Origin of the sequence: Streptomyces sp. NPDC014006 (genome assembly GCF_043088925.1) — a bacterium.
GTDB lineage: Bacteria > Actinomycetota > Actinomycetes > Streptomycetales > Streptomycetaceae > Streptomyces.
In genome coordinates this window covers 943,307-963,597 of sequence record NZ_JBICAJ010000002.1, presented here as the reverse complement: position 1 = coordinate 963,597, position 20,291 = coordinate 943,307, and the positions used below count along the sequence as shown (strand labels likewise).

Genomic DNA, 20,291 nt, shown 5'->3' with positions numbered 1-20,291 from the left:
GCGACATGACGAAGATCGACACGAGCCGGCCAAAGACCGTGCTGCCCACGCCGTCGCACACGGTCGGCCCCTTCTACGGCTACGCGCTGCCCTTCCGCGGCGGCGAGGAGATCGCGCCGCTCGGCCACCCGGACACCGTCACCGTGCACGGATACGTCCTCGACGGCGAGGGCAAGCCGCTGCCGGACGCCTTCGTGGAGCTGTGGGGCGCGGACCCGGACGGGAACATCCCGCAGGTGGACGGCTCCCTCCGGCGCGACCCGGCGACCGGCGGCCATCTCGGCCGCAACGGCGTGGAGTTCACCGGCTGGGGCCGGATGCAGACGGACGCGAACGGCCACTGGTACGCGCGCACACTCCGTCCCGGCGCGCGCGGACGCAGTGCGCCCTGTCTCAGTGCGTGCGTGTTCGCCCGGGGTCTGCTGGTGCACCTGTTCACGCGGATCTACCTGCCCGGCGACGACGCGGCGCTCGCCGCCGACCCGCTGCTCGCCCAGGTGGGCGACCGGCGCGACACGCTGATCGCCGGGGACGAGGGCAACGGGACGTACCGTTTCGACATCCGCCTTCAGGGCGAAGGCGAGACGGTCTTCCTGGAGTTCCAGTGACATCCGAGGCAACGGACACCGGCCTGCTCGCCCCCGGCTGGTTCGGCTCCCCGGCGGCCGCGGCGACGAACGACGCCGCCTTCCTGCGCGCCCTGCTCGACGCCGAGGCCGCCCTGACCCGCGCCCAGGCCGCCCTCGGGCTCGCGCCGCGCGAGGCCGCGGCCGCGGTGACCGACGCGGCCTCCGACCGGGGCGCCTTCGACATCGCCTCGCTGGCCGCGCGGGCCCGCGGCGGCGGCAATCCGGTGATCCCGCTAGTCGCGGACCTGACGAAGGCGGTCGGCGAGGAGTACGGCCCCTATGTCCACCGGGGCGCGACCAGCCAGGACATCATGGACACCGCGGCGATGCTGGTCGCCGCTCGCGCCCTCGGCCTCGTCCTCGCCGACCTGACCCGCACCGAGCGGGAGCTGGCCCGGCTCGCGGCGGAGCACCGCGACACGCCGATGCCGGGGCGGACGCTCACCCAGCACGCCGTACCGACGACGTTCGGGCTGAAGGCGGCCGGGTGGCGGTCGCTGGTGCTCGACGCGCGGGACCGCGTGACGGCCGTACGGGACGCGCTGCCCGCCCAACTCGGCGGGGCAGCCGGTACGCTGGCCGCCTTCACGGCATACGGCGCCGAGGACGCGACCGCACTGCCGGCGCAGTACGCGTGCGAACTGGGCCTGCGTGCGCCGCTGCTGCCGTGGCACACCCTGCGCACGCCGGTCGCCGATCTCGCCGGGTGCCTGGCCTTCACGGCCGGGGCGCTGGGCAAGGCGGCCGCGGACGTGCTCACCCTGTCCCGCACCGAAATCGCCGAGGTGGCGGAGGGCAGCGGGGGTGGCTCGTCGGCCATGCCGCACAAGGCGAACCCGGTGCGCGCCACGCTGGTCGCGTCCGCCGCCCGGCGTGCCCCGCAGCTCGCGGCCACCCTGTACGGGGCGATGGCCGCCGAGGACGAGCGGCCGGCCGGGGCCTGGCACGCGGAGTGGGAGCCGCTGCGGGACCTGCTGCGCCTGGTGGGCGGCGCGGCCCGGGAAGCGGCCGAACTGGCCGAAAACCTGCGGGTCGCCCCGGATGCCATGCGCGCCCACCTGGACCTCACCCACGGTCTGATCGTCTCCGAACGGCTGTCGGCGGAACTGGCCCCGCTGCTCGGCCGCGCCCGCGCCAAGGAGCTGCTCACCGCGCTCGCCCGGAGAGCAGCCGAAGAGGGCCGTCCGCTCGGCGAACTCCTCGCCCATGAGCCGCAGTTGCAGGGCGTCGACCTGGACGAGCTGCCGGACCCCGCCCGTTACACCGGCTCCGCCGGAGCCCTCACCGACCGTGCGCTGGAGCGACGTTGACCGACACACTCCTCAACCACCTCATCGAAGGGCCCGCCACCGCTCCCCCGCTGCTGCTGGGGCCCTCGCTCGGCACGTCGTACGCCCTGTGGGACACCATCGCGCCCGAGTTGTCGATCGGGCACCGCGTGGTGCGCTGGGACCTGCCGGGGCACGGCGGGTCGGCGGCCGATCTGGTCGGTCCGGGCGCCACCGTCGGCGACCTGGCCGGCCTGGTACTGGCGCTGGCCGACTCCCTCGGCGCCGACCGGTTCGCGTACGCCGGGGTGTCGCTGGGCGGCGCGGTCGGGCTGCACCTCGCCGTGCACCACCCGGAGCGGCTCTCCTCCCTGGCCGTGATCTGCTCCTCCGCGCACTTCAACGGGGCGAGCCCCTGGCAGGAGCGGGCCGAGCGGGTGCGGCGCGAGGGGCTCGACTGGCTGGTGGAGAGCGCGGACGCCCGCTGGTTCACCCAGGGATTCACCGTCCCGCGCCTGGTGCGCGACCACCGGGAGGCCGACCCGCACGCGTACGCCGCCTGCTGCGACGCGCTCGCCGCTTTCGACCTCACCGACCGGCTCGGCGGGATACTTGTACCGACGCTGCTGGTCGCCGGCCGGGAGGACCCGGCGACGCCGCCCGCGCATCTGCGTCAGATCGCGGACGCGGTGCCCGGCTCCACGCTGGTGGAGCTGCCCGGCGCCTCGCACCTGGCGCCCGCACAGTGCCCGCAGGCGGTACTCACCGCGCTGCGCGCACACCTCGGCGGCGGCGGGGCGCGGCTCGGCATGGCCGTACGGCGTGAGGTGCTCGGCGACGCGCATGTGGACCGGGCGCAGGAACGGCAGACGCCGTTCACGGCGCGGTTCCAGGACTTCATCTCCCGCTACGCGTGGGGCGAGATCTGGACCGACCCGACGCTGTCCCGTCGCGAGCGCAGCCTGATCACCATGACCGCGCTGGTGGCGCACGGCCACTACGACGAGCTGGCGATGCACGTACGGGCGGCGCGGCGCAACGGGCTCACCGCAGAGGAGATCGGCGCGGTGCTGTTGCAGACGGCCGTGTACTGCGGGGTGCCGGCGGCGAACTCGGCGTTCGCGGCGGCCCAGCGGGTGCTCGCGCAGGAGGAGGACTGAGGGCGCCGCGCGCGGGCCGGCTGAGGGTGTCCCTGCCGGTCGTAGGCTCCGCCGCATCTCCCACGGGGGTGCGCGGCGGGCCTACGGTGGGGGCATGTCCACTGTTCTGATCACCGGGGCGACCTCGGGTCTCGGGCGGTACGTCGCCTTCGAGCTGGTGCGCGCCGGGCACCGCGTCCTCGCGCACGGGCGTGATGCGGGCCGCACCGAGCGGCTGGTCGAGGAGCTGCGCACGGAGAGCGACGCCGACGGCTTCGTCGCCGATCTGGCCTCGCTGGCGCAGGTACGTGAGCTGGGCGCGCGGGTCGCCGCCGCCCGTCCGGACCTCGACGTGCTGATCAACAACGCGGGCGTGGGTGCCCGATCGCCGGGCGGCGGACGGGAGGTGAGCGCCGACGGCCACGAGCTGCGCCTCGCGGTCAACTATCTGGCGCCGGTCGCCCTGACCCGCGCCCTGCTGCCGGTGCTGCGGCAGAACACCCCCGCCCGGATCGTCAACGTCGGCTCGGGCGGGCAGGAGCCCCTGGACCCCGACGACCCCGAGATGACGCGCCGCTACGACGGGATGTCGGCGTACTGCCGCAGCAAGTTCGCGCTGGCCGCGCACACCTTCGCCCTCGCCGAGGAGCTGGCCGGCACGGGCGTGGCGGTGAACGTGCTGCACCCCGCCACCTACATGGACACCGCGATGGTCCGCGAAGCGGGCGTCTCGCCGTGGAACTCCGTCGCGGACGGCGCGCCCGGCGTGCTCGCCCTGGCGACCGGGGACCTGGAGAGCGGGGCGGCGGGCACGGGCGGCTACTTCGACGGGACGCGTCCGGCACGGGCGCACGAGGCGGCGTACGACCCGCGGGTGCGGGAGCGGCTGGCCGCGGTGACGGAGCAGCTGCTCACGATGTGACGGAGGAGCGGCTCACGGCGTGAGGGGCAGGCTCATGCGGGTGTCACGCGGCGGCGCACCGCTCATGGGCTGACACCGCTCAGTCCGCGGACCGTCTCCAGTGCCTGTGTCGCCCGCGCGGCCAGCCCGTCCGCGCCGCAGGAGCGGGCCAGCGCCAGGCCGCGCTCCAGCTCGGCCCCGGAGCGGGCCAGGATGCCGTACTCGATCCGCGCGGCGGCGTGCTCGTACTGCGCGGGCGAGGCCGCGAGATACGTCACCGCCTGCGCGGCCAGGTCGACCGCGCGACGGCCGGTCTCCAGGGCGGCCGCGCAGCGCAGCGCCTCCCCGATGGCGGTGTCGGTACCGAAGCGCTCGGCGCGCGTGCGGGCGTCCGCGGCGAGCCGGGCGGCGCGGGCGGGGTCCTCGGTGGCCAGCGCGCGGGCCAGGTCGCCGGCCCAGGGAACCATCACCGGGTTGTGGTGGCCGCGCGCGGCGGCCGCCTTCTCCGCGGCCTCCAGTTCGTTGATGCCGTCCTTGGTGCGGCCGACGGCCAGCAGGAGCCGGCCGCGCAGGGAACGCGGGTCGGGCAGCACGATGGTGGACGGATAAGGCGGCGCGAAGCCGTACTGCTCCGCGATCGACCAGGCCTCCTCGACATGGCCGCGGGCCAGGAGGGTGTCGACCAGGTTGCAGGTCGCCGACCAGTACAGGGGCAGGCCGCGGCCGACGCGTTCGGCGAGCCGCAGCGCCTCGCGCAGGGACTCCTCGGCCTCCCGGAGCCGGCCGCGCCTGCGGTGCCCCAACCCGACGTAGGCGTGGGCGAGGGCGAGGTGGCCGCCGCTCCAGCCGGCGGACTCGTAGGCCCGCAGGGCGTCGGTGAAGAGGGCCTCGGCGCGGTCGAGGCGGTCGGTGTAGGCGTAGGCGCTCGCCAGCATCATCGGCAGTTCGAGGCCCCACTGGGTGTCGGTCCAGCCGAGGCCGGGGGCGAGACGGCCGTTGACGAGGGCGCGGTCGCACACCTCGACGACCTCCTCGGCGTTCTCGCCGCGGCTCATGGCGTCGAAACCGCGCAGGATGAGCAGGGCCCGCTCGGAGTTGTCGCGACCGGTGCAGGTGCGCGCGAGCTGGGCGAGCCGTTCGGAGCGGCCCGGGGTCGGCGCCTCACCGGCGTGGACGCCTTCCCACATGAACTGCACGGCCTGAAGGCGCATCCTCGCCGGTCCGTCCGGCAGCCGGGCCGCTTCGGCCCCGACGGTGCGGACGGCCTCCTCCAGCTGGTCGTTGTGGAGCAGCGCCTGCGAGAGGCGTACGACGGCATCCACGCGGACGTCCTCGCCCAGGCCCGGCAGGGCGAGGGCCTGGCGCAGGTGGCCGATGGTCTTCGCGGGGGCGGTGAGCAGGGTTGCGCAGCCGAGTTCGAACAGCACGCGCGCCCGCACCTCGGGCAGCGGCGGCTCCTCCAAGGCGCGTTCCAGGCAGCGCTGGGCGGCGTCGGGGGCACCGACGGCGAGGTGTTCGCGGGCGGCCTCGCGCAGTTGGCCGACGAGTTCCTCGTCGTCGTCCGGGTGGACCTGGAGAAGATGGCGGGAGGCGGCCGCGGCGCCGAGGCCGAGGTCGGTGACGAGCTCGGCGGCGATGCCGTGCATGGCGCGGCGCAGGGCGTCGGGGATGGAGTTGTAGACGGCAGTCGCGATCAGCGGGTGGACGAACTCCAGGGCGCCGTCCCGCGCGGGGCCGGCGGCCGGGTCGGGCGCGGTGAGAATGCGCGCGTTCTTGAGGAGTTCGGCGCAGCGGAGGGCGTCCTCGCGCTTCATGGTGGCGAGCCGGGAGACCAGGTCGACGGTGATGGCGTCGCCGAGGATGGCGGCGGCCCAGGCGAACCGGGTGGCGTCTACGCCGAGTTGTTCGAGGCGGGCGACGAGGCCGCCGCCGCGGGCGGAGCGGTTGAGGTCGCGCAGTTCGGCGGCGGAGGACTCGGCCGGCAGGAGTTCGCTGTCGCGGACCTTGGCGAGGAGCTCGACGGTCTCGTACGGGTTGCCGCCGGTGACGGCCCACACCTCGCGGCAGAAGGGGGCGTCGGCGTGCGCGCCGAGCTCGGCGCGGGTGAGGCCCGCGACGGCGTCGGGGGTAAGGGCGCTGAGGACGGTGGCGGGCCGTCCGGCGGCGGCGACGGCCTCCAGCAGGCGGGCGCTCTCCCCCGCGATCTCGCCGGGCCGGCGGGCGACGACCACGAGGACGGACAGGTCGTCGAGGCGCTCGGTGAACGCGGCGAGCCAGCGCAGCGTCTCCTGGTCGGCCCAGTGGGCGTCGTCGATGAGCAGCACCAGCGGCCAGTCCCGGGTGGCGAGGCGGCGTACGGCGGCGACGAGGCCGTCGCACACGCCCTGCGGGTCGGCGTGGCCCTCCCCGGGTTCCGCTATGCCGAGGGCGGGGCCTGCTATGTCGTACCAGTCGCCGAGGTACTCGCGGGCCTCCTCCGGAAGCATCGGGACCAGGGCGGGCTGCAGCAACTGCCGTACGACGTTGAAGGGGACGGAACGCAGGGTTTCGCCGCCGCGGGCCGACCAGACCGTGCAGCCGCGGGCCTCGGCGATCCGGCGGGTCTCGGCCAGCACCGCGGTCTTGCCCAGGCCGGCCTCGCCCCGGAACACCAGCAGGGTGCCGGAGGTCATCCGGTCCGCGCACAGGTCGTCCACCGCCCGTGCGACGACGGCGATTCCTGATCGCGCTCCCACAGGGAAGCCGAGGCGGCCGTCGTGGGCCGTACCTCCGTCATCCCGCTACCTCCCCAAGTCGCCCGAACGACGTACCGACCTCGAGCCTAGCCCCCTCGGCCACCGGACGGTGCTCCGCGACCGCAGGTGTTGCCGTGGAGAGTGAAAGGGGGTATGGGAGACGACGGCCGGGCCTGCGGGGTGCGACGACACCGTCAACGGAGTGCTGCGGACCCTGAATTGACGCGGGGTCGGCCGGAGTTTGACGGGGGGCCGCCGGGGGGATCGCGGGGGCAGTCCGCGAACGCCCTCACGGATGGGCCGACCGCGGTGGCAGCGGGCCACGGGGCAACTCCCCGGGTGCGTGGGCCGCGGACGACTCGGCCGGCGGCCCCGGCGGGGAGTCCGCGGTGGGGGTTCTCATCCGGCTTTCAGGGTGGGCTCATACGGTGGGGGCATGACGCAGGTGACTCCTCCCGGGTGGTATCCCGACCCCGGGCAAAGCAGTGACGGTCCCGCCACCGAGCGCTGGTGGGACGGCGGGGCGTGGACGGACCGGACGCGCCCGGCGGGGACGGCCGCCTGGGGGCCCCCGGCCGACGGACCGGCGACGCCGGCCCACCCCTGGTATCCGGGGTATCCGGCGTACCCCGGATACCCCGGGCAGCCGCCCGCCCGGCGTGGGCGGCGTGGGCTGCGGATCGGTATCGCCGTCGCCGCGGCCGCAGCCGTACTGGCGAGCATCGGTGTCGGGGTCTACGCCCTGACCGACGGCGGTGGCGGCAGCAGCCGTCGCACCGACGCGCAGCAGGCGCCGGGACCCGACGGCCGTAACGGCGGCCCGGGCGAGCGCGGTGAGGGCGGTGGCGGCGGGCAGGCGCCGTCACCGGGGCAGAGCGAGCCGCCGAAGATCGACAGCGGTTCGGTGACCGACGCGGCCGGCGGTATCAGCCTGCCCATCCCGGACGGCTGGTACGGCCAGGAGTACGGCACCAGTGCCGCGGTGACCTCCGACTCCTCCTACCCGTGCCCCGGTGTCACCTCGCAGACCTGCACCAAGGGCGGCGCGTACGCGGCGCCGGCGGCGATGCTGGGGGTCCGGGGCACCACCCCGGAGGAGGTGGCCAAGGCGGACATCGCGAAGAACGCGAAGGAGTCCTACGGCGGTGCCACCTACGGCGCGATCACCTCGCACCAGGTGCTCGCCTCCCAGGCGGTCACCGTGGCGGGGCAGAAGGGCTATCTGGTCCGCTGGAAGGCGGTCACCAGCAAGGGCGCCGACGGTTACGTCGAGTCCCTGGCGTTCCCTTCCCCGGCCGGCCCCCGGATGATCGTCCTGGTCCGGTTCGGCGTGGACGCCGACCAGGAAGTGTCGGTCATCGACCGGATCACCCAGGGGATCAAGCAGGCCGCCGGCGGAGGCAGCGGGCAGAGCGTCTGAACCGGCGGCCGGGAACGGACGACGGCCGGGTGGGACCCCCTCCGCTCAAGAAGGGTCCCACCCGGCCGGGGGGTGCGCGCCGCCCCCGTCCCCACGGTGCGGCGCGGTCAGGTCACCGTCCAGTCATCCCATGGACGGCGGCCTGAGTCTTCAGGTGAGGCCGAGTGCCGGCAGCACCACGGCCTCCACGAACCGGACCAGGTAGTCGGAGTCCGCGTACTGCCCGTCGATGACGGGCCGCACCCGCAGGACGCCGTAGAGCTGGACCGGGACGAACTCCAGCGCCGGATGGTCCGCGGCGACCTCGCCGCGTTCGACGCCGCGGCGCAGGATCGCGCGCAGCGCGCCCATCTCCGGCTCGACGAGCGCCTCGCGCAGGGCCTTGCGCAGCTCCTCGTCCTGCATCACCGCGTGTCCGAGGGCCTGGAGCAGGCTGGTGTCCGGCCCGGACCAGGCGCCGGCCTGCCGGGCCGCCTCGCGCAGGTCCCCGGCGACCGAACCGGTGTCGATGCCGGCGAACCGGCACGCCCGGTTGGAGCGCAGCGCGGCCGCCACGAACTGCGGCTTGGTCTTCCACTGCCGGTACAGCGTGGACTTGCTGCACCGGGTGCTGGCGGCGATGCCCTCCATGGTGACGGCGTCGTACCCGCACGAGCGGATCTGCTCGAGGACGGCGTCGAAGAACTCCTGCTCGCGCTCGGGCGTGAGCTTGGAGCGGCGCGATGCGGCGGCCGTCTCCGGTCCGTCCGCGGCCTGCGACGTCATCGGGGCTTCACCTCGCTGGGATCCGTGGGGCGCTGACTTCCAGTGTGTCGCACCTCAATCGATACGCCAGTGTACCGGTACTCCCCCGTATCGGTACACTGGCGTATCGGTACGCTGTCGTATCGATGAGAACCACCGCACCGCCGTCAGTGAAGGGGCCGGGGGATGAACGCCCGCACCGAGCCTGAAGAAGCAGAGCCGGAAGAAGCCGAGCCCGGGCAGGCAGAGCCGGGTGACATAGCCGCGCGCACGGCGCGGCCGCCGCTCGTGCGCGAGCTGCTGCTCGTCGCCGGTCTCTTCCTCGTGTACAAGTTCGGCCGCCAGTTGGCCACCGGCCACACCGGTGAGGCCTTCCGCGACGCCCACCACGTGTGGCACTTCGAGCGGACCCTCCGGCTGCCGGGCGAGGGCGCGGTGCAGTCGCTGCTGCTGCACGGCGACACGCTGATCCACGTCGCGAACACCTACTACGCGACCGTGCACTTCCCCGTCACGGCGGCCTTCCTCATCTGGCTGTACCTGCGCCGCCCGGCCCACTACGTCTGGGCCCGCCGGGTGCTGGCCGTGCTCACCACCGCCGCGCTGGTGCTGCATCTCACGTTCCCGCTGGCCCCGCCGCGGATGCTCGCCGAGACCGGGCTGATCGACACCGCGCGGGTGTACGGCCCCTCGGTGTACGGGCCGCCGCAGACCGACCATCTGTCGAACCAGTTCGCGGCGATGCCGTCGCTGCACTTCGGCTGGGCCCTGATGGTCGCGATCGGCCTGATCGCCGCGACCCGCTCCCGGTGGCGCTGGCTGTGGCTGCTGCATCCGGCGCTGACGCTGCTGGTGATCGTCGGCACGGCCAACCACTACTGGCTGGACGTGATCGTCGCGACGGCGCTGCTCGGTGCCGCCCTCGCGGTGATCCATCTGCCGCACCGCACGGCGACGACCGCCGGGCGGGGGCGCGAGCAGTTGCTGCCCACCGAGGACCGCGAGCTCGTGGGAGCGGCCCGATGAACGCCGCCCTGATCGCCGTGGTGCTCTCGCTGTTCTCGGCCGCCGCCTACGCCACCGCGGCCGTCGCCCAGGAACGGCTGGCGTCCCGGTCCTCCGGGGCCGGGCTGCCGCGCATGCTGGGCAGCCGCGCCTGGTGGTCGTCGGTCGGACTGAACGCCGGCGCCGCGCTGCTGCACGTGGTCGCGCTGAAGTACGGTCCGCTCACCGTCGTACAGCCGCTCGGGGCGCTGACCCTGGTGGCGGCGGTACCGCTGGGGGCGCGGATGGCGGGGCGCCGGGTCAGCGCGACCGAGTGGCGGGGCACCGGGTTCACACTCCTCGGGCTCGGCGCGATCCTCGTCACCGCGTCCGGTCCCGCGCCGGACGACGTGCTGAGCGTGCCGGAGGCGCTGGCGGTCGCGGGTGCGACGGCGGCGCTGATCGGGGCGCTGTCCCGGCCGGGCGCCCGGCCGGGCCTCAGGCACGCGACGGCGTCCGGGCTGGCCTCGGGTGTCGCCTCCGCGCTCACCCAGACCGTCACGGTGGCCGCGACGGACCGCTCGGGTCCGCTGCTGAGCGTGCAGGTGATCGGGGTGGCGGTGCTGGTCGCGGCCTTCGCGACGGGTGGGCTGCTGCTGTCGCAGACCGCCTACCGAGGCGGCCTCGGCGCTCCGCTGGCGGTGGTGACGCTGGCGAACCCGGTGGCCGCCGCGGTGATCGGTGTGTCCCTGCTGGGCGAGCGGCTCCAGGGCGGGGTGCTCGGCATCCTGCTCGCGCTCGCGGGCGCGGGGTGCGCGGCGTGGGGTGTGCTGCTGCTGTCCCGCGCGACCCCGCAACCGGCCGCGAACCCGGCACCCGCACTCGCACCCGCACCCGCACCCGCACCCGCACCCGCACCCGCGGTCCACGACGACGAGCACCCGGTGGCGGCCGTCCTCGCCCTGGACCCGAACGCGGCGATGCCCCGGCCGACGAGCGAACCGGGGCACCTGAGCGTGCTGTGAGGCAGGGAAACCGCGGTGGGGACGTGGCGGTGAGACGGTGACGACCGGCCTCAGCCGAGCCCGCGGGAGTCCTGCTTCAGTGCCGTGTCGACGGTCAGGGCCGTCGCGACGACGAGGGTGAGCAGCGGGTCCGGCAGCTGGTAGTGGATCTGCAGGACGTAGTTGTCCGCCGTCGTGAACATCGTCTTGGCGAGGCCTTCCCAGGTCTTCGTGATCCGGGCCACCTCGTTGTCCGCGTGGTCGACGATCGCGAAGTTCCACGCGCGCCAGTTCTCCGCCTTGATGGCGCCGACCTTCTGGCCGTTCACCATCATCGCGAAGTTGATCTTCCCGAAGACGTTCTGCTGGACGATCTCACCGACCGGCGTGCCGTCCGGGCGCTCGACGATCACCCGGGACTTGAAGATCTTGCCCGGGCGGGTCAGCAGCAGCACCGGCTGGCCGTAGGCGTCGCGGATCTCCAGCTTGACCTTCATGAACTGGTCGATGCTGTAGAGGAACCGCACGATCTTGCGCAGGATGCTCTGACCGACCTGGACGACCGCACCGATCTCCCGGCCGTGCTGGTCCATGACCTTGTACTCGTTGGTCAGCTCGATCAGCTTGGCCTTCTGGTTCACCACCAGGACCGGCTCGGAGAACAGGGTCCCGCCACCGGCGCCGCCCGCGGCGACACCGGCCTGCTGCTGGACCTGACGCTGGACGCGCGGGTCGGGGCCGGCCTGCTGCGCCGGCACCTGCGGGACGGCTGGGGCCTGTACCTGGGCCTGCGGGTGGTGGCCCTGAGCCGGGGGCCGGCCCTGCTGGTCGGCGTGGGTGTGCTCGGTCCACTGGGTACCGTCCCAGTACCGCAGGGTCTGCTGCGCCCCGTGCGGGTCGGGGTACCACCCTGCAGGTGTGTTCGATTGCGTGGTCACCGGGGCACACTATCGCGCACCGGCCGGAAAGCAACCGGCGTCCGGACGCCCGCCGCCACAGGGCTCGAAGGCGGCGGGCACCCGTCGTCCGAGCGTCCGTCAGACGGTCGCGATGGCCGGGTCGCTGAACCCTGGCAGCCCGTTCTCGACATGTCCGGCGAACCGCCGCAGATAGGCCGCGTCGCCGTCGGCCGTCACGGTCAGGTCGTACCAGCGCCGGCTCGCCGTGAGGTCGACGAGCTGCTTCACGGTGGCGCCCGGCCGCACGCTCACGGACCGCTTGGCCCCGCCGTAGCCGTCGGTCACGGTCAGACGTGCGGTGCCCGAGCCGGAGTTGGTGAAGGTCAGCTCCAGGTTGTCCCCGCTCGGCCGGGCCTTGACCTCGGGACCGGTGACCTTGTTGCGGCCCTTGAAGGCGCGCAGAAAGCCGTTCGGGCCGTGCACGGTGAGGTCGTAGGAACCGCTCGAGTACACCGAGTTCCAGGTGTCCGCAACGGTCTTCCCGGCCTCGGTGGTGTAGGTCCAGGGGCCGTCGGTGCGGTTGCCGGAGGTGACGAGGAAGGCCGCGCCGGCGGCGGCTCCGGAGGCGAAGGCGAGGGTGAACTTCCCTGCCGCCGCGTCGACCGACCCGTCCACGGCCGGGTTGTACCGCAGGGGGCGGGCGGGCCGCAGGCCCCGCTCCTGCTTGGGCAGCGCCCCGGTGGCCGGCGGTGTGGGCTTGTAGTCGGGGTGGCGCAGGCGGTCCGGCGGCTCGTAGCCGGCCGTGTCGGGCAGCGCGACCGGCCGGGTGTCCGGGCGGGAGAAGTCGAAGGCGGAGGTCAGATCGCCGCAGACGGCCCGCCGCCAGGGCGAGATGTTCGGCTCGCGCACGCCGAAGCGGTTCTCGATGAACCGGATGATGGAGGTGTGGTCCAGCGTCTCGGAGCAGACGTAGCCGCCCTTGCTCCAGGGCGAGACCACCAGCATGGGCACCCGCTGGCCGAGCCCGTAGGGGCCGGCGACGTGGCTCGCGTCGCCCTTGAAGACGTCGAGGGAGGCGTCGACGGTCGACTTGCCCTGGGCGGCGGAGCCGGGCGGGAACGGCGGTATCAGGTGGTCGAAGAAGCCGTCGTTCTCGTCGTACGTGATGAACAGCGCGGTCTTCGCCCACACCTCCGGGTTGGAGGTGAGCGCGTCCAGCACCTGGGCGACGTACCAGGCGCCGTAGTTGGCCGGCCAGTTCGGGTGCTCGGTGAACGCCTCGGGGGCGACGACCCAGGACACCTGGGGCAGCTTCCCGGTCGCCACGTCGGCCTTCAGCCGGTCGAAGTAGCCCTCGCCCTTGCGGTAGTCGGTGCCGGTGCGGGCCTTGTCGTACAGCGGGTCGCCGGGCGCGGCGTTGCGGTACTGGTTGAAGTAGAGCAGCGAGTTGTCGCCGTAGTTGCCCCGGTAGGCGTCCGGGATCCATCCCCAGCTGCCGTTCGCGTCGAGGCCGTCGCCGACGTCCTGGTAGATCTTCCAGGACACCCCGGCCTTCTCCAGGCGTTCGGGGTACGTCGTCCAGCCGTACCCCTTCTCGTCGTTGCCGAGGACGGGCCCGCCGCCGGAGCCGTCGTTGCCGACGTAGCCGCTCCACATGTAGTAGCGGTTGGGGTCGGTGGAGCCGATGAAGGAGCAGTGGTACGCGTCGCAGATGGTGAAGGCGTCGGCGAGCGCGTAGTGGAACGGGATGTCGTCGCGGTTCAGGTACGCCATCGTCGTGGAGCCCTTGGACGGCACCCACTTGTCGTACTTGCCCCCATCGAAGGCGGCGTGTCCGTCGTTCCAGCCGTGCGGGAGGTCCTGGAGGAACGCCATGCCCAGGTCGTCGGCGTCCGGATGGAAGGGGAGGATGTCCTTGGTGCCGTCGGACTGGTACCAGACGGACTTGGCGCCGGGACGGGTGGTGGCCGGGCGGGGGTCGCCGAAGCCGCGGACGCCTCTGAGGGTGCCGAAGTAGTGGTCGAAGGACCGGTTCTCCTGCATGAGGACGACGATGTGCTCGACGTCCTCGACGGAGGCCGTGCGGTGGTTCGCCGGGAGGGCGGCGGCCCGCTGGATGCTGGCGGACAGCGCGGTGAACGCCGTGGTGGCGCCCGCGAGTTGGAGGAAGCGACGCCGGTTCACATCGGACATGGGGGGACAGACCTCTCGTCTGGCGACGGCAACTCGCCGCTGAATGACGCAATGTGCGCGGAGCGAGTGTTCCAAGAGCATCAAACGTCAGGGAAGGGTCTGGTGGCACTCATGTGAACTCATCGCTACGGCAGGTGTGCGGAACCGGCCACACGGGGAGGTCGCGATCATGACAGGGACGCAGACGACGGTACCGGCCAGGACAAAACGCCCCGTACGGCAGCTTCTTGCGGCATCCGTGGGCAATGCCGTCGAGTGGTACGACTGGTACGCCTACACGTTTCTGGCGACCTACCTCGCGCGGGCGGTCTTCCCCAAGGGCGCGGGGAACTCACTGCTGCCACTGCTGTCGGCGTTCGCCGTGTTCGCCGTCGGCTTCTTCATGCGGCCCGTCGGCGGCCTGGTCATGGGCGCGATCGCCGACCGGCGCGGACGGCGGGCCGCGCTGACGGTCACCATCCTGCTGATGGGCGGCAGCAGCCTGCTGGTCGGCCTCACCCCGACCTACGCCTCGGCCGGACTCCTGGCGCCGGTGGTGCTGGTCGCGGCCCGGCTGCTGCAGGGGCTGTCGGTGGGCGGCGAGTTCGCCGCCTCGACGACCTTCCTGGTGGAGTCGGCCGGGCCGGGCCGGCGCGGGCTGTTCTCCAGCTTCCAGTACGTCTCCACCACCGCGGGGCAGCTCGTCGCCTCCGGGATCGCGACGCTGCTCGTGGACACACTCGCCGAGTCCTCGATGGACGGCTGGGGCTGGCGCGTGCCCTTCTGGCTCGGCGGTCTGTTCAGCCTGGTCGGGTTCTGGATCCGGCGCGGCGCCGAGGAGACCCGCAGCGCCGCACTGCAACGGGCCCCGCGGCCCGGTCTGTTCGAGGCGCTGCGCCGCCACCCGCGCGCGTCACTGCGCATCGCCGGCATCACCGCCGGTGGCACCCTCGCCTACTACACCTGGACGTCGTACCTGCCCACCTACGCCGAACTCAACGCGGGCGTCACCAAGTCCGACGCGCTGCTCGCCGGGACGATCTCGCTGGCGTTCTTCGCCCTGCTGCAGCCGCTCGGCGGGATGCTCTCCGACCGGCTGGGCCGCCGCCCGCTGCTGCTGTTCTTCGGGCTGGGCTTCGCGCTGCTGTGCGTGCCGCTGCTGCACGCGCTGCGCGACTCCTTCACTGTGCTGCTGCTCGTGCAGCTGGCGGGCATGGTCCTGCTGACCGGTTTCACGTCGATCAGCGCCGCGGTCAACGCCGAGGTGTTCCCGCCCCGGGTGCGCGCGGCCGGCATCGGCTTCCCCTACTCCCTCACGGTCGCCCTCTTCGGCGGCACGGCGCCGTACGTCGGCACGCTGTTCAAGCAGTGGGGGCGGGCGGGCCTCTTCCCCTGGTACGTCGCCGTGCTGTGCCTGCTGTCCTCGCTGGTGTACCTGCGGCTGCCGGAGACCGCCCACCGGGAACTCGACCGCTGACGAGGGGTGTCACACCCGGCTGCCGGTCGCCGTGTCCGCGGACAGCCGCTGGGCGACGTAGATCGGGACGACGGAGAGCAGGACCAGGACCGCCGCCACCACGTTCACCACCGGGGCCTGCTGCGGGCGGGTCATGTTCTCGTAGATCCACAGCGGCAGGGTCTGCACGCCTGGCCCGGCGGTGAACGTCGTCACCACGATCTCGTCGAAGGACAGCGCGAACGCCAGCAGCCCGCCCGCCAGCAGCGCGGTGCGCACCAGCGGGAAGGTGACGTCGGCGAAAGCCCGGAGGGTGTGCGCGCCGAGGTCCGCCGCGGCCTCCTCGTACGACCGCGAGGTGCGCCTCAGACGCGCCACCACGTTGTTGAACACCACAACGATGCAGAAGGTGGCGTGCCCGACGACGACGGTGAACAGGCCGAGGCCCACGCCGAGCGGCTGAAGCACCGTGCCGAAGGCGGAGTTGAGCGCGATGCCGGTGACGATGCCGGGCAGCGCGATCGGCAGGACGACCACGAAGGACAGCGCGTCGCGGCCGAAGAAGCGGTACCGGGCGACGGCGAAGGCGATCAGCGTGCCCAGCACCAGGGCGATCGCGGTCGCCCCGAGGCCGGCCTTGACCGACACCCACAGGGCCGCGCGGGCCCCGGAGTTCTCCCAGGCGACCGACCACCAGTGCAGGGTCAGCCCGGGCGGCGGCCAGCTCGCACTGCGGTCGGGGTTGAGGGAGTTGACGAGGACCAGCAGCAGCGGCACGTAGATCACCGCGAAGCCGAGCCCGGCGGCGACGCGCAGCGCGATGCGCGCGGGACGGGACAGTTGCACGAGTCGGGCACCTCCTCTACAGGCTGCTGAGCGCACCCGTGCGGCGCATGGCCAGCAGGTACAGCACGATGACGACGACCGGGACCGTGCCGAGGGCCGCGGCCATGGGCAGGTTGAGTTCGATGTTGGAGTACACGAGGTTGCCGATCAGCTGGGTCTTCCCGCCGACGATCTGCACGGTGATGTAGTCGCCGAGGCTGAGCGAGAAGGTGAAGACGGAGCCGGCGGCCACGCCCGGCAGCACCATCGGCAGCACCACGGACCGGAAGGTCCGCCAGGGCCGGGCCCCGAGGTCGGCGGAGGCGTCCAGCAGACCGCCGGGCAACTGCTCCAGCGCGGTGTGGACCGGCAGGATCATGTACGGCAGCCAGAGATACGTCAGGGTCAGTACCGTCGCCGGCAGTCCGAACCCGGGTCCGGCCAGGCCGAAGGGCCTGAGCATCCAGTCGGCGAGGCCGCCCTCGGACAGGATCAGCCGCCAGGCGTACACCTTGACCAGATAGCTCGCCCACAGCGGGGTGAGGATCGCGACGACCAGCAGCGGCCGCCACTTCGGCCGCGCGACGCGGGCGGTGTAGAAGGCGAGCGGGAAGGCGATCACCGCACAGCAGACGGTGACGGCGAGGGCGACGCCGATGCTGCGCACGATCACCTGACGGAAGACCGGGGTGGTCAGCAGTTCCTGGAAGTTGTCGGTCGAGAAGACCTTGACGACCTGGGAGGTGAAGGAGTCCGTCGTCCAGAAGGCGGAGACGAACAGCACGGTGAGCGAGCCGAGGTAGAGCACGGCCAGCCACAGCAGCGGCGCGGTCAGCAGCAGGGACAGACGCAGGCGGGGGCGCCGGTGCAGCGCCCCGGCGAGCCGCCGGACACGGTCGCGTCCGGCGGTCTCGGGGATGACGGCGGTCATGGCGTCAGCCCTTGATCTCGGTCCAGGCCTGGACCCACTTGGCGTACGGCACGCACTTCACGTCGGTGCGGCCGTCCAGGCACTGCTCGATGGGGGTGTTCCAGAAGGCGATGTTCTTCCAGTAGGCCTCGTCGGCGGCGTGGTAGACCGTGCAGAAGTTCTTGTCGCTGGTGACGGTGCACGCCTTGGAGTTGGCCGGGGCCTCGCCGAAGTACTCGGCGACCTCGGCGTTGACCTTCGGTGAGACGATCCAGTCGAGCCACTTGTAGGCGCAGGTGGGGTGCTTGGCCTTGGCGGAGACCATCCAGGTGTCGGACCAGCCGGTGGAGCCCTCCTTGGGGACGAACGCCTTGACCTTGGCGCCCTCGTCGGCCGTGAGGTTGGCGATCACCTGCCAGGTGGTACCGACGACGGAGTCACCGCTCTTGAAGGCGGAGACCTCCTTGAGGTAGTCGCTCCAGTACTCGCCCACGTTCGCGTTCTGCTTCTTCAGCAGGTCTACGGCCGCGTCGAACTGCTTCTGGTCCAGCGCGTACGGGTTCTCGATCTTCAGCTCCGGCTTGGTGGCCTTCAGATACAGGGCTGCGTCGGCGATGTAGATCGGCGAGTCGTACGCGGTGACGTGGCCCTTGTACTTCGCGGCGCCGTCGAAGACGGCGGACCAGGAGGTGGGGGCGGGGCTGACCTTCTGGGTGTTGTACATCAGCAGGTTGGCGCCGCGGCCGTGCGGGATGCCGTACATCTTCCCGTCGACGGAGTTCCAGGCGCCGTTCTTCAGACCGCTGAAGATGTCCTTGTAGTTCGGGACGAGAGCGGTGTTGACGGGGGCCGCGTCGCCGGAGGCGATGAGGCGCAGCGAGGCGTCGCCGGAGGCGGAGACGGCGTCGTACTCGCCGGTCTTCATCAGCTTGACCATCTCGTCGGAGCTTGCGGCGACCTTGGAGTGGACCTGGCAGCCGGTCTGCTTCTCGAAGTCGCCGACCCAGTTCACCTTGGGGTCGTTGGAGCCGTCCTCGACATAGCCAGCCCAGGCGATCAGGTTGACCTGGCCCTCCGGCGCGCCGAGCTTGGCGGGGGCCTGGAGGTCGGGCGGGTTGAGGCCGCCCGGGCCTGCCTCGGTGCCGGAGGAGCCGCAGGCGGTGGCGGCGAGCAGCACCGCGGCGGCGGCCGCGGCCTTCCATGCGGGGGTGAAGCGCACGACGTACTCCTGGGAGGTCAGTGGGGGACGTGGACGGCGTGGCGGCGGTGCCACTGGAGGCGGATCCGCATGCCGCGGTAGGCGGCGACGTCCTCGGAGGAGGTCTCGAGGTTCTGCTGGAGGGCGGTGAGGCGGCCGCCGGCGTCGAGGTCGACGAGGAAGCGGGTGGCGTCGCCCAGGTAGACGACCTCTGCGACGGTGCCGGTGGCCGAGGAGTGCTCCGGCTCGTCGGCGCCGTCGGCCTCCTTCAGGACGCGGATCTTCTCGGGGCGGATGCTGTAGGTGCCCGGGGCGCCGACGATGCGGTGGGCCGACTCGCCGTTCAGCAGGTTGGAGATGCCGACGAAGGAGGCGACGAAGCCGGTCGCGGGGCGTTCGTAGATCTCGGCGGGGGTGCCGACCTGTTCGATGCGGCCCTGGTGGAAGACGGCGATGCGGTCGCTCATCGTCAGGGCCTCCTCCTGGTCGTGGGTGACGAAGACGAAGGTGATGCCGACCTCGCGCTGGATCGCCTTGAGCTCGACCTGCATCTGCTCGCGCAGGCGCAGGTCGAGGGCGCCGAGCGGCTCGTCGAGCAGCAGCACCCGGGGGCGGCCGACGAGGGCGCGGGCGAGGGCGACGCGCTGGCGCTGACCGCCGGAGAGCTGGGCGGGGCGGCGCTTGCCGTAGCCCTCCAGGCGGACCTCGGCGAGGGCCTTGCGGGCGCGGACCAGGCGCTCGGGCTTGGGGACCTTGCGGATCCTCAGGGGGTAGGCGACGTTCTGTTCGACCGTCATGTGCGGGAAGAGGGCGTAGTCCTGGAAGACGGTGTGCACATCGCGTTCGAAGGGCGCGCGGCGCGTCACCTCCTGCCCGGCGAGTTCGATCCGGCCCGCGGTGGGGGTCTCGAACCCGGCGATCATGCGCAGGACCGTCGTCTTGCCCGAGCCGGACGGGCCGAGCATCGAGAAGAACTCGCCGTCGCGGATGTCCAGGTCGACCCCGGCCACGGCGGTCGTGTCACCGAACGACTTCCGCAGGTCCTGCAGCCGGACGGCCGTCCCGGTGGCCGGCTCCCCCCGGGTCCCGCCGGCCCTTCCTTCAGCAATCCCCTCCATGGGCGGGAACCTTTCTGACGCCTTCGAGCGTTGACCGATGGAGCGAAAACATATGAAGTCATAGTTCAAATCTCAAGGCCCCCTTAGGGTAAAGCTTGAGTCAACGCACAAGGTGGTGGCCGTGAATCAGCAGCAGATCGCCGGGGGCGCCCGCGCGGCCGTCTTCGCGCCCCTCGACAGCCGGGCACGGGTGGAGACGGTCGTCCGCCGGCTCGGCGACGCCATAGAGCTCGGCCTGCTCGCCGACGGAGAGCAACTGCCCGGCGAGAGCGAGCTGGCCGGGCAGCTCGGTGTGTCCACCGTGACCCTGCGGGAGGCGCTGATGGCGCTGCGCCAGCAGGGCCTGGTCACCACCCGGCGCGGCCGGGGCGGCGGCAGCTTCGTCTCCCTGCCGGAGGTGCCCGCAGAGGAACGCCTGCGGACCCGGCTGCGCGGCTGGAGCACCGAGGAGCTGCGCGATCTCGGCGACCACTGGGCGGCGCTGTCGGGGGCGGCGGCGCGGCTCGCGGCGCAGCGCACCGAGCCGGAGGACCTCACGCAGCTGCGACGCACGGTGGAGGAGTTCACCGCCGCCGAGGACGCGGCCGCCCGCGCCCGGATGTACGGCCGCTTCCATGTGGAGCTGGCCGCCGCGGCGCAGTCCGCGCGGCTCACCCGCGAACAGGTCGCGCTGCAGACGGAGATCGGGGCACTGCTGTGCCTGGTGCTCGGTGACGACGCGGGCACATGTCGTGAAGAAGTCGCGGACCGACACCGCGCCGTGATCTCGGCGGTGCAAGATGGGGCCCACGACTCGGCCGGCGCACTGGCCGAGCGGTGCGTACGGGAGTCGACGGCACGGCTGATCGCCGTACGGCTCGCCCTGTAGGCCTGTCACGGCCCCGGCTGC

At 72.7% G+C, this 20,291-nt stretch carries 16 protein-coding genes and 1 pseudogene; 9 read left to right on the top strand and 8 right to left on the bottom strand.

What is annotated here, in order from left to right:
* Positions 1-5 precede the first annotated feature (5 nt).
* From pcaG to ACF1GV_RS10830, 4 genes are all read left to right on the top strand, one after another.
* Positions 6-608 (top strand): protocatechuate 3,4-dioxygenase subunit alpha, encoded by a 603-nt coding sequence (gene pcaG, locus ACF1GV_RS10845; protein WP_391678979.1) that lies wholly within the window; start codon positions 6-8, stop codon positions 606-608.
* A complete protein-coding gene (gene pcaB, locus ACF1GV_RS10840) occupies positions 605-1,939 on the top strand; it encodes a 3-carboxy-cis,cis-muconate cycloisomerase (RefSeq protein WP_391678981.1) in 1,335 nt (444 codons plus the stop codon). Before pcaG ends, pcaB begins: the two co-directional genes overlap by 4 nt.
* Complete coding sequence (gene pcaD, locus ACF1GV_RS10835; protein ID WP_391678982.1) at positions 1,936-3,057, top strand: 3-oxoadipate enol-lactonase; 1,122 nt, start codon at positions 1,936-1,938, stop codon at positions 3,055-3,057. Before pcaB ends, pcaD begins: the two co-directional genes overlap by 4 nt.
* Before the next feature lie 94 nt (positions 3,058-3,151).
* Positions 3,152-3,958 carry an SDR family NAD(P)-dependent oxidoreductase gene (locus tag ACF1GV_RS10830; protein ID WP_391678985.1) on the top strand — a complete coding sequence of 269 codons (807 nt, stop codon included), beginning with the start codon at positions 3,152-3,154 and terminating at the stop codon, positions 3,956-3,958.
* Between the two features lie 62 nt (positions 3,959-4,020).
* Here the strand turns inward: ACF1GV_RS10830 and ACF1GV_RS10825 are convergent.
* Positions 4,021-6,713, bottom strand: a pseudogene (locus tag ACF1GV_RS10825) (ATP-binding protein).
* 395 nt (positions 6,714-7,108) lie between these two features.
* Between ACF1GV_RS10825 and ACF1GV_RS10820 the strand changes: the two are divergent.
* On the top strand, positions 7,109-8,092 hold the full coding sequence (locus tag ACF1GV_RS10820) for a DUF2510 domain-containing protein (RefSeq protein WP_391678986.1): 984 nt from the start codon (positions 7,109-7,111) through the stop codon (positions 8,090-8,092).
* A gap of 150 nt (positions 8,093-8,242) precedes the next feature.
* Here ACF1GV_RS10820 and ACF1GV_RS10815 read toward each other — a convergent pair whose 3' ends face one another.
* The gene (locus ACF1GV_RS10815; RefSeq protein WP_391678987.1) at positions 8,243-8,857 is read right to left on the bottom strand and encodes a TetR/AcrR family transcriptional regulator; all 615 of its coding nucleotides are present in this window, start codon (positions 8,855-8,857) and stop codon (positions 8,243-8,245) included.
* Positions 8,858-9,022: 165 nt separating this feature from the next.
* On the opposite strand from ACF1GV_RS10815, the gene ACF1GV_RS10810 reads away from it, so the two are divergent.
* A complete protein-coding gene (locus ACF1GV_RS10810) occupies positions 9,023-9,862 on the top strand; it encodes a phosphatase PAP2 family protein (protein WP_391678988.1) in 840 nt (279 codons plus the stop codon).
* On the top strand, positions 9,859-10,845 hold the full coding sequence (locus tag ACF1GV_RS10805; RefSeq protein ID WP_391678991.1) for a hypothetical protein: 987 nt from the start codon (positions 9,859-9,861) through the stop codon (positions 10,843-10,845). Before ACF1GV_RS10810 ends, ACF1GV_RS10805 begins: the two co-directional genes overlap by 4 nt.
* A 50-nt stretch (positions 10,846-10,895) precedes the next feature.
* Here the strand turns inward: ACF1GV_RS10805 and ACF1GV_RS10800 are convergent, their stop codons facing one another.
* Both ACF1GV_RS10800 and ACF1GV_RS10795 read right to left on the bottom strand, forming a co-directional pair.
* Entirely contained in the window at positions 10,896-11,762 is an 867-nt protein-coding gene (locus ACF1GV_RS10800) for a phospholipid scramblase-related protein (RefSeq protein ID WP_391678994.1), read from the bottom strand.
* Positions 11,763-11,861: 99 nt separating this feature from the next.
* Positions 11,862-13,916, bottom strand: coding sequence for a phosphocholine-specific phospholipase C (locus ACF1GV_RS10795; RefSeq protein WP_391678997.1), 2,055 nt, complete (start codon positions 13,914-13,916; stop codon positions 11,862-11,864).
* Between the two features lie 169 nt (positions 13,917-14,085).
* Between ACF1GV_RS10795 and ACF1GV_RS10790 the strand changes: the two genes are divergently transcribed.
* Complete coding sequence (locus tag ACF1GV_RS10790; protein ID WP_391679000.1) at positions 14,086-15,372, top strand: MFS transporter; 1,287 nt, start codon at positions 14,086-14,088, stop codon at positions 15,370-15,372.
* Positions 15,373-15,381: 9 nt separating this feature from the next.
* On the opposite strand, the gene ACF1GV_RS10785 is transcribed toward ACF1GV_RS10790, so the two are convergent.
* From ACF1GV_RS10785 to ACF1GV_RS10770, 4 genes are read right to left on the bottom strand one after another with little or no spacing between them, the layout of a single operon-like run.
* Positions 15,382-16,197: an ABC transporter permease gene (locus tag ACF1GV_RS10785; RefSeq protein WP_391679002.1), complete on the bottom strand. Its 816-nt coding sequence runs from the start codon at positions 16,195-16,197 to the stop codon at positions 15,382-15,384.
* Positions 16,198-16,213: 16 nt separating this feature from the next.
* On the bottom strand, positions 16,214-17,107 hold the full coding sequence (locus ACF1GV_RS10780; RefSeq protein ID WP_391679004.1) for an ABC transporter permease: 894 nt from the start codon (positions 17,105-17,107) through the stop codon (positions 16,214-16,216).
* Between the two features lie 4 nt (positions 17,108-17,111).
* Positions 17,112-18,305: an ABC transporter substrate-binding protein gene (locus ACF1GV_RS10775; RefSeq protein WP_391679006.1), complete on the bottom strand. Its 1,194-nt coding sequence runs from the start codon at positions 18,303-18,305 to the stop codon at positions 17,112-17,114.
* Between the two features lie 17 nt (positions 18,306-18,322).
* Positions 18,323-19,402, bottom strand: a complete 1,080-nt coding sequence (locus tag ACF1GV_RS10770) for an ABC transporter ATP-binding protein (protein ID WP_391679009.1) — start codon at positions 19,400-19,402, stop codon at positions 18,323-18,325.
* Between the two features lie 121 nt (positions 19,403-19,523).
* Between ACF1GV_RS10770 and ACF1GV_RS10765 the strand changes: the two genes are divergently transcribed.
* Positions 19,524-20,270: a FadR/GntR family transcriptional regulator gene (locus ACF1GV_RS10765; protein WP_391679011.1), complete on the top strand. Its 747-nt coding sequence runs from the start codon at positions 19,524-19,526 to the stop codon at positions 20,268-20,270.
* The last annotated feature ends 21 nt before the right edge of the window (positions 20,271-20,291 follow it).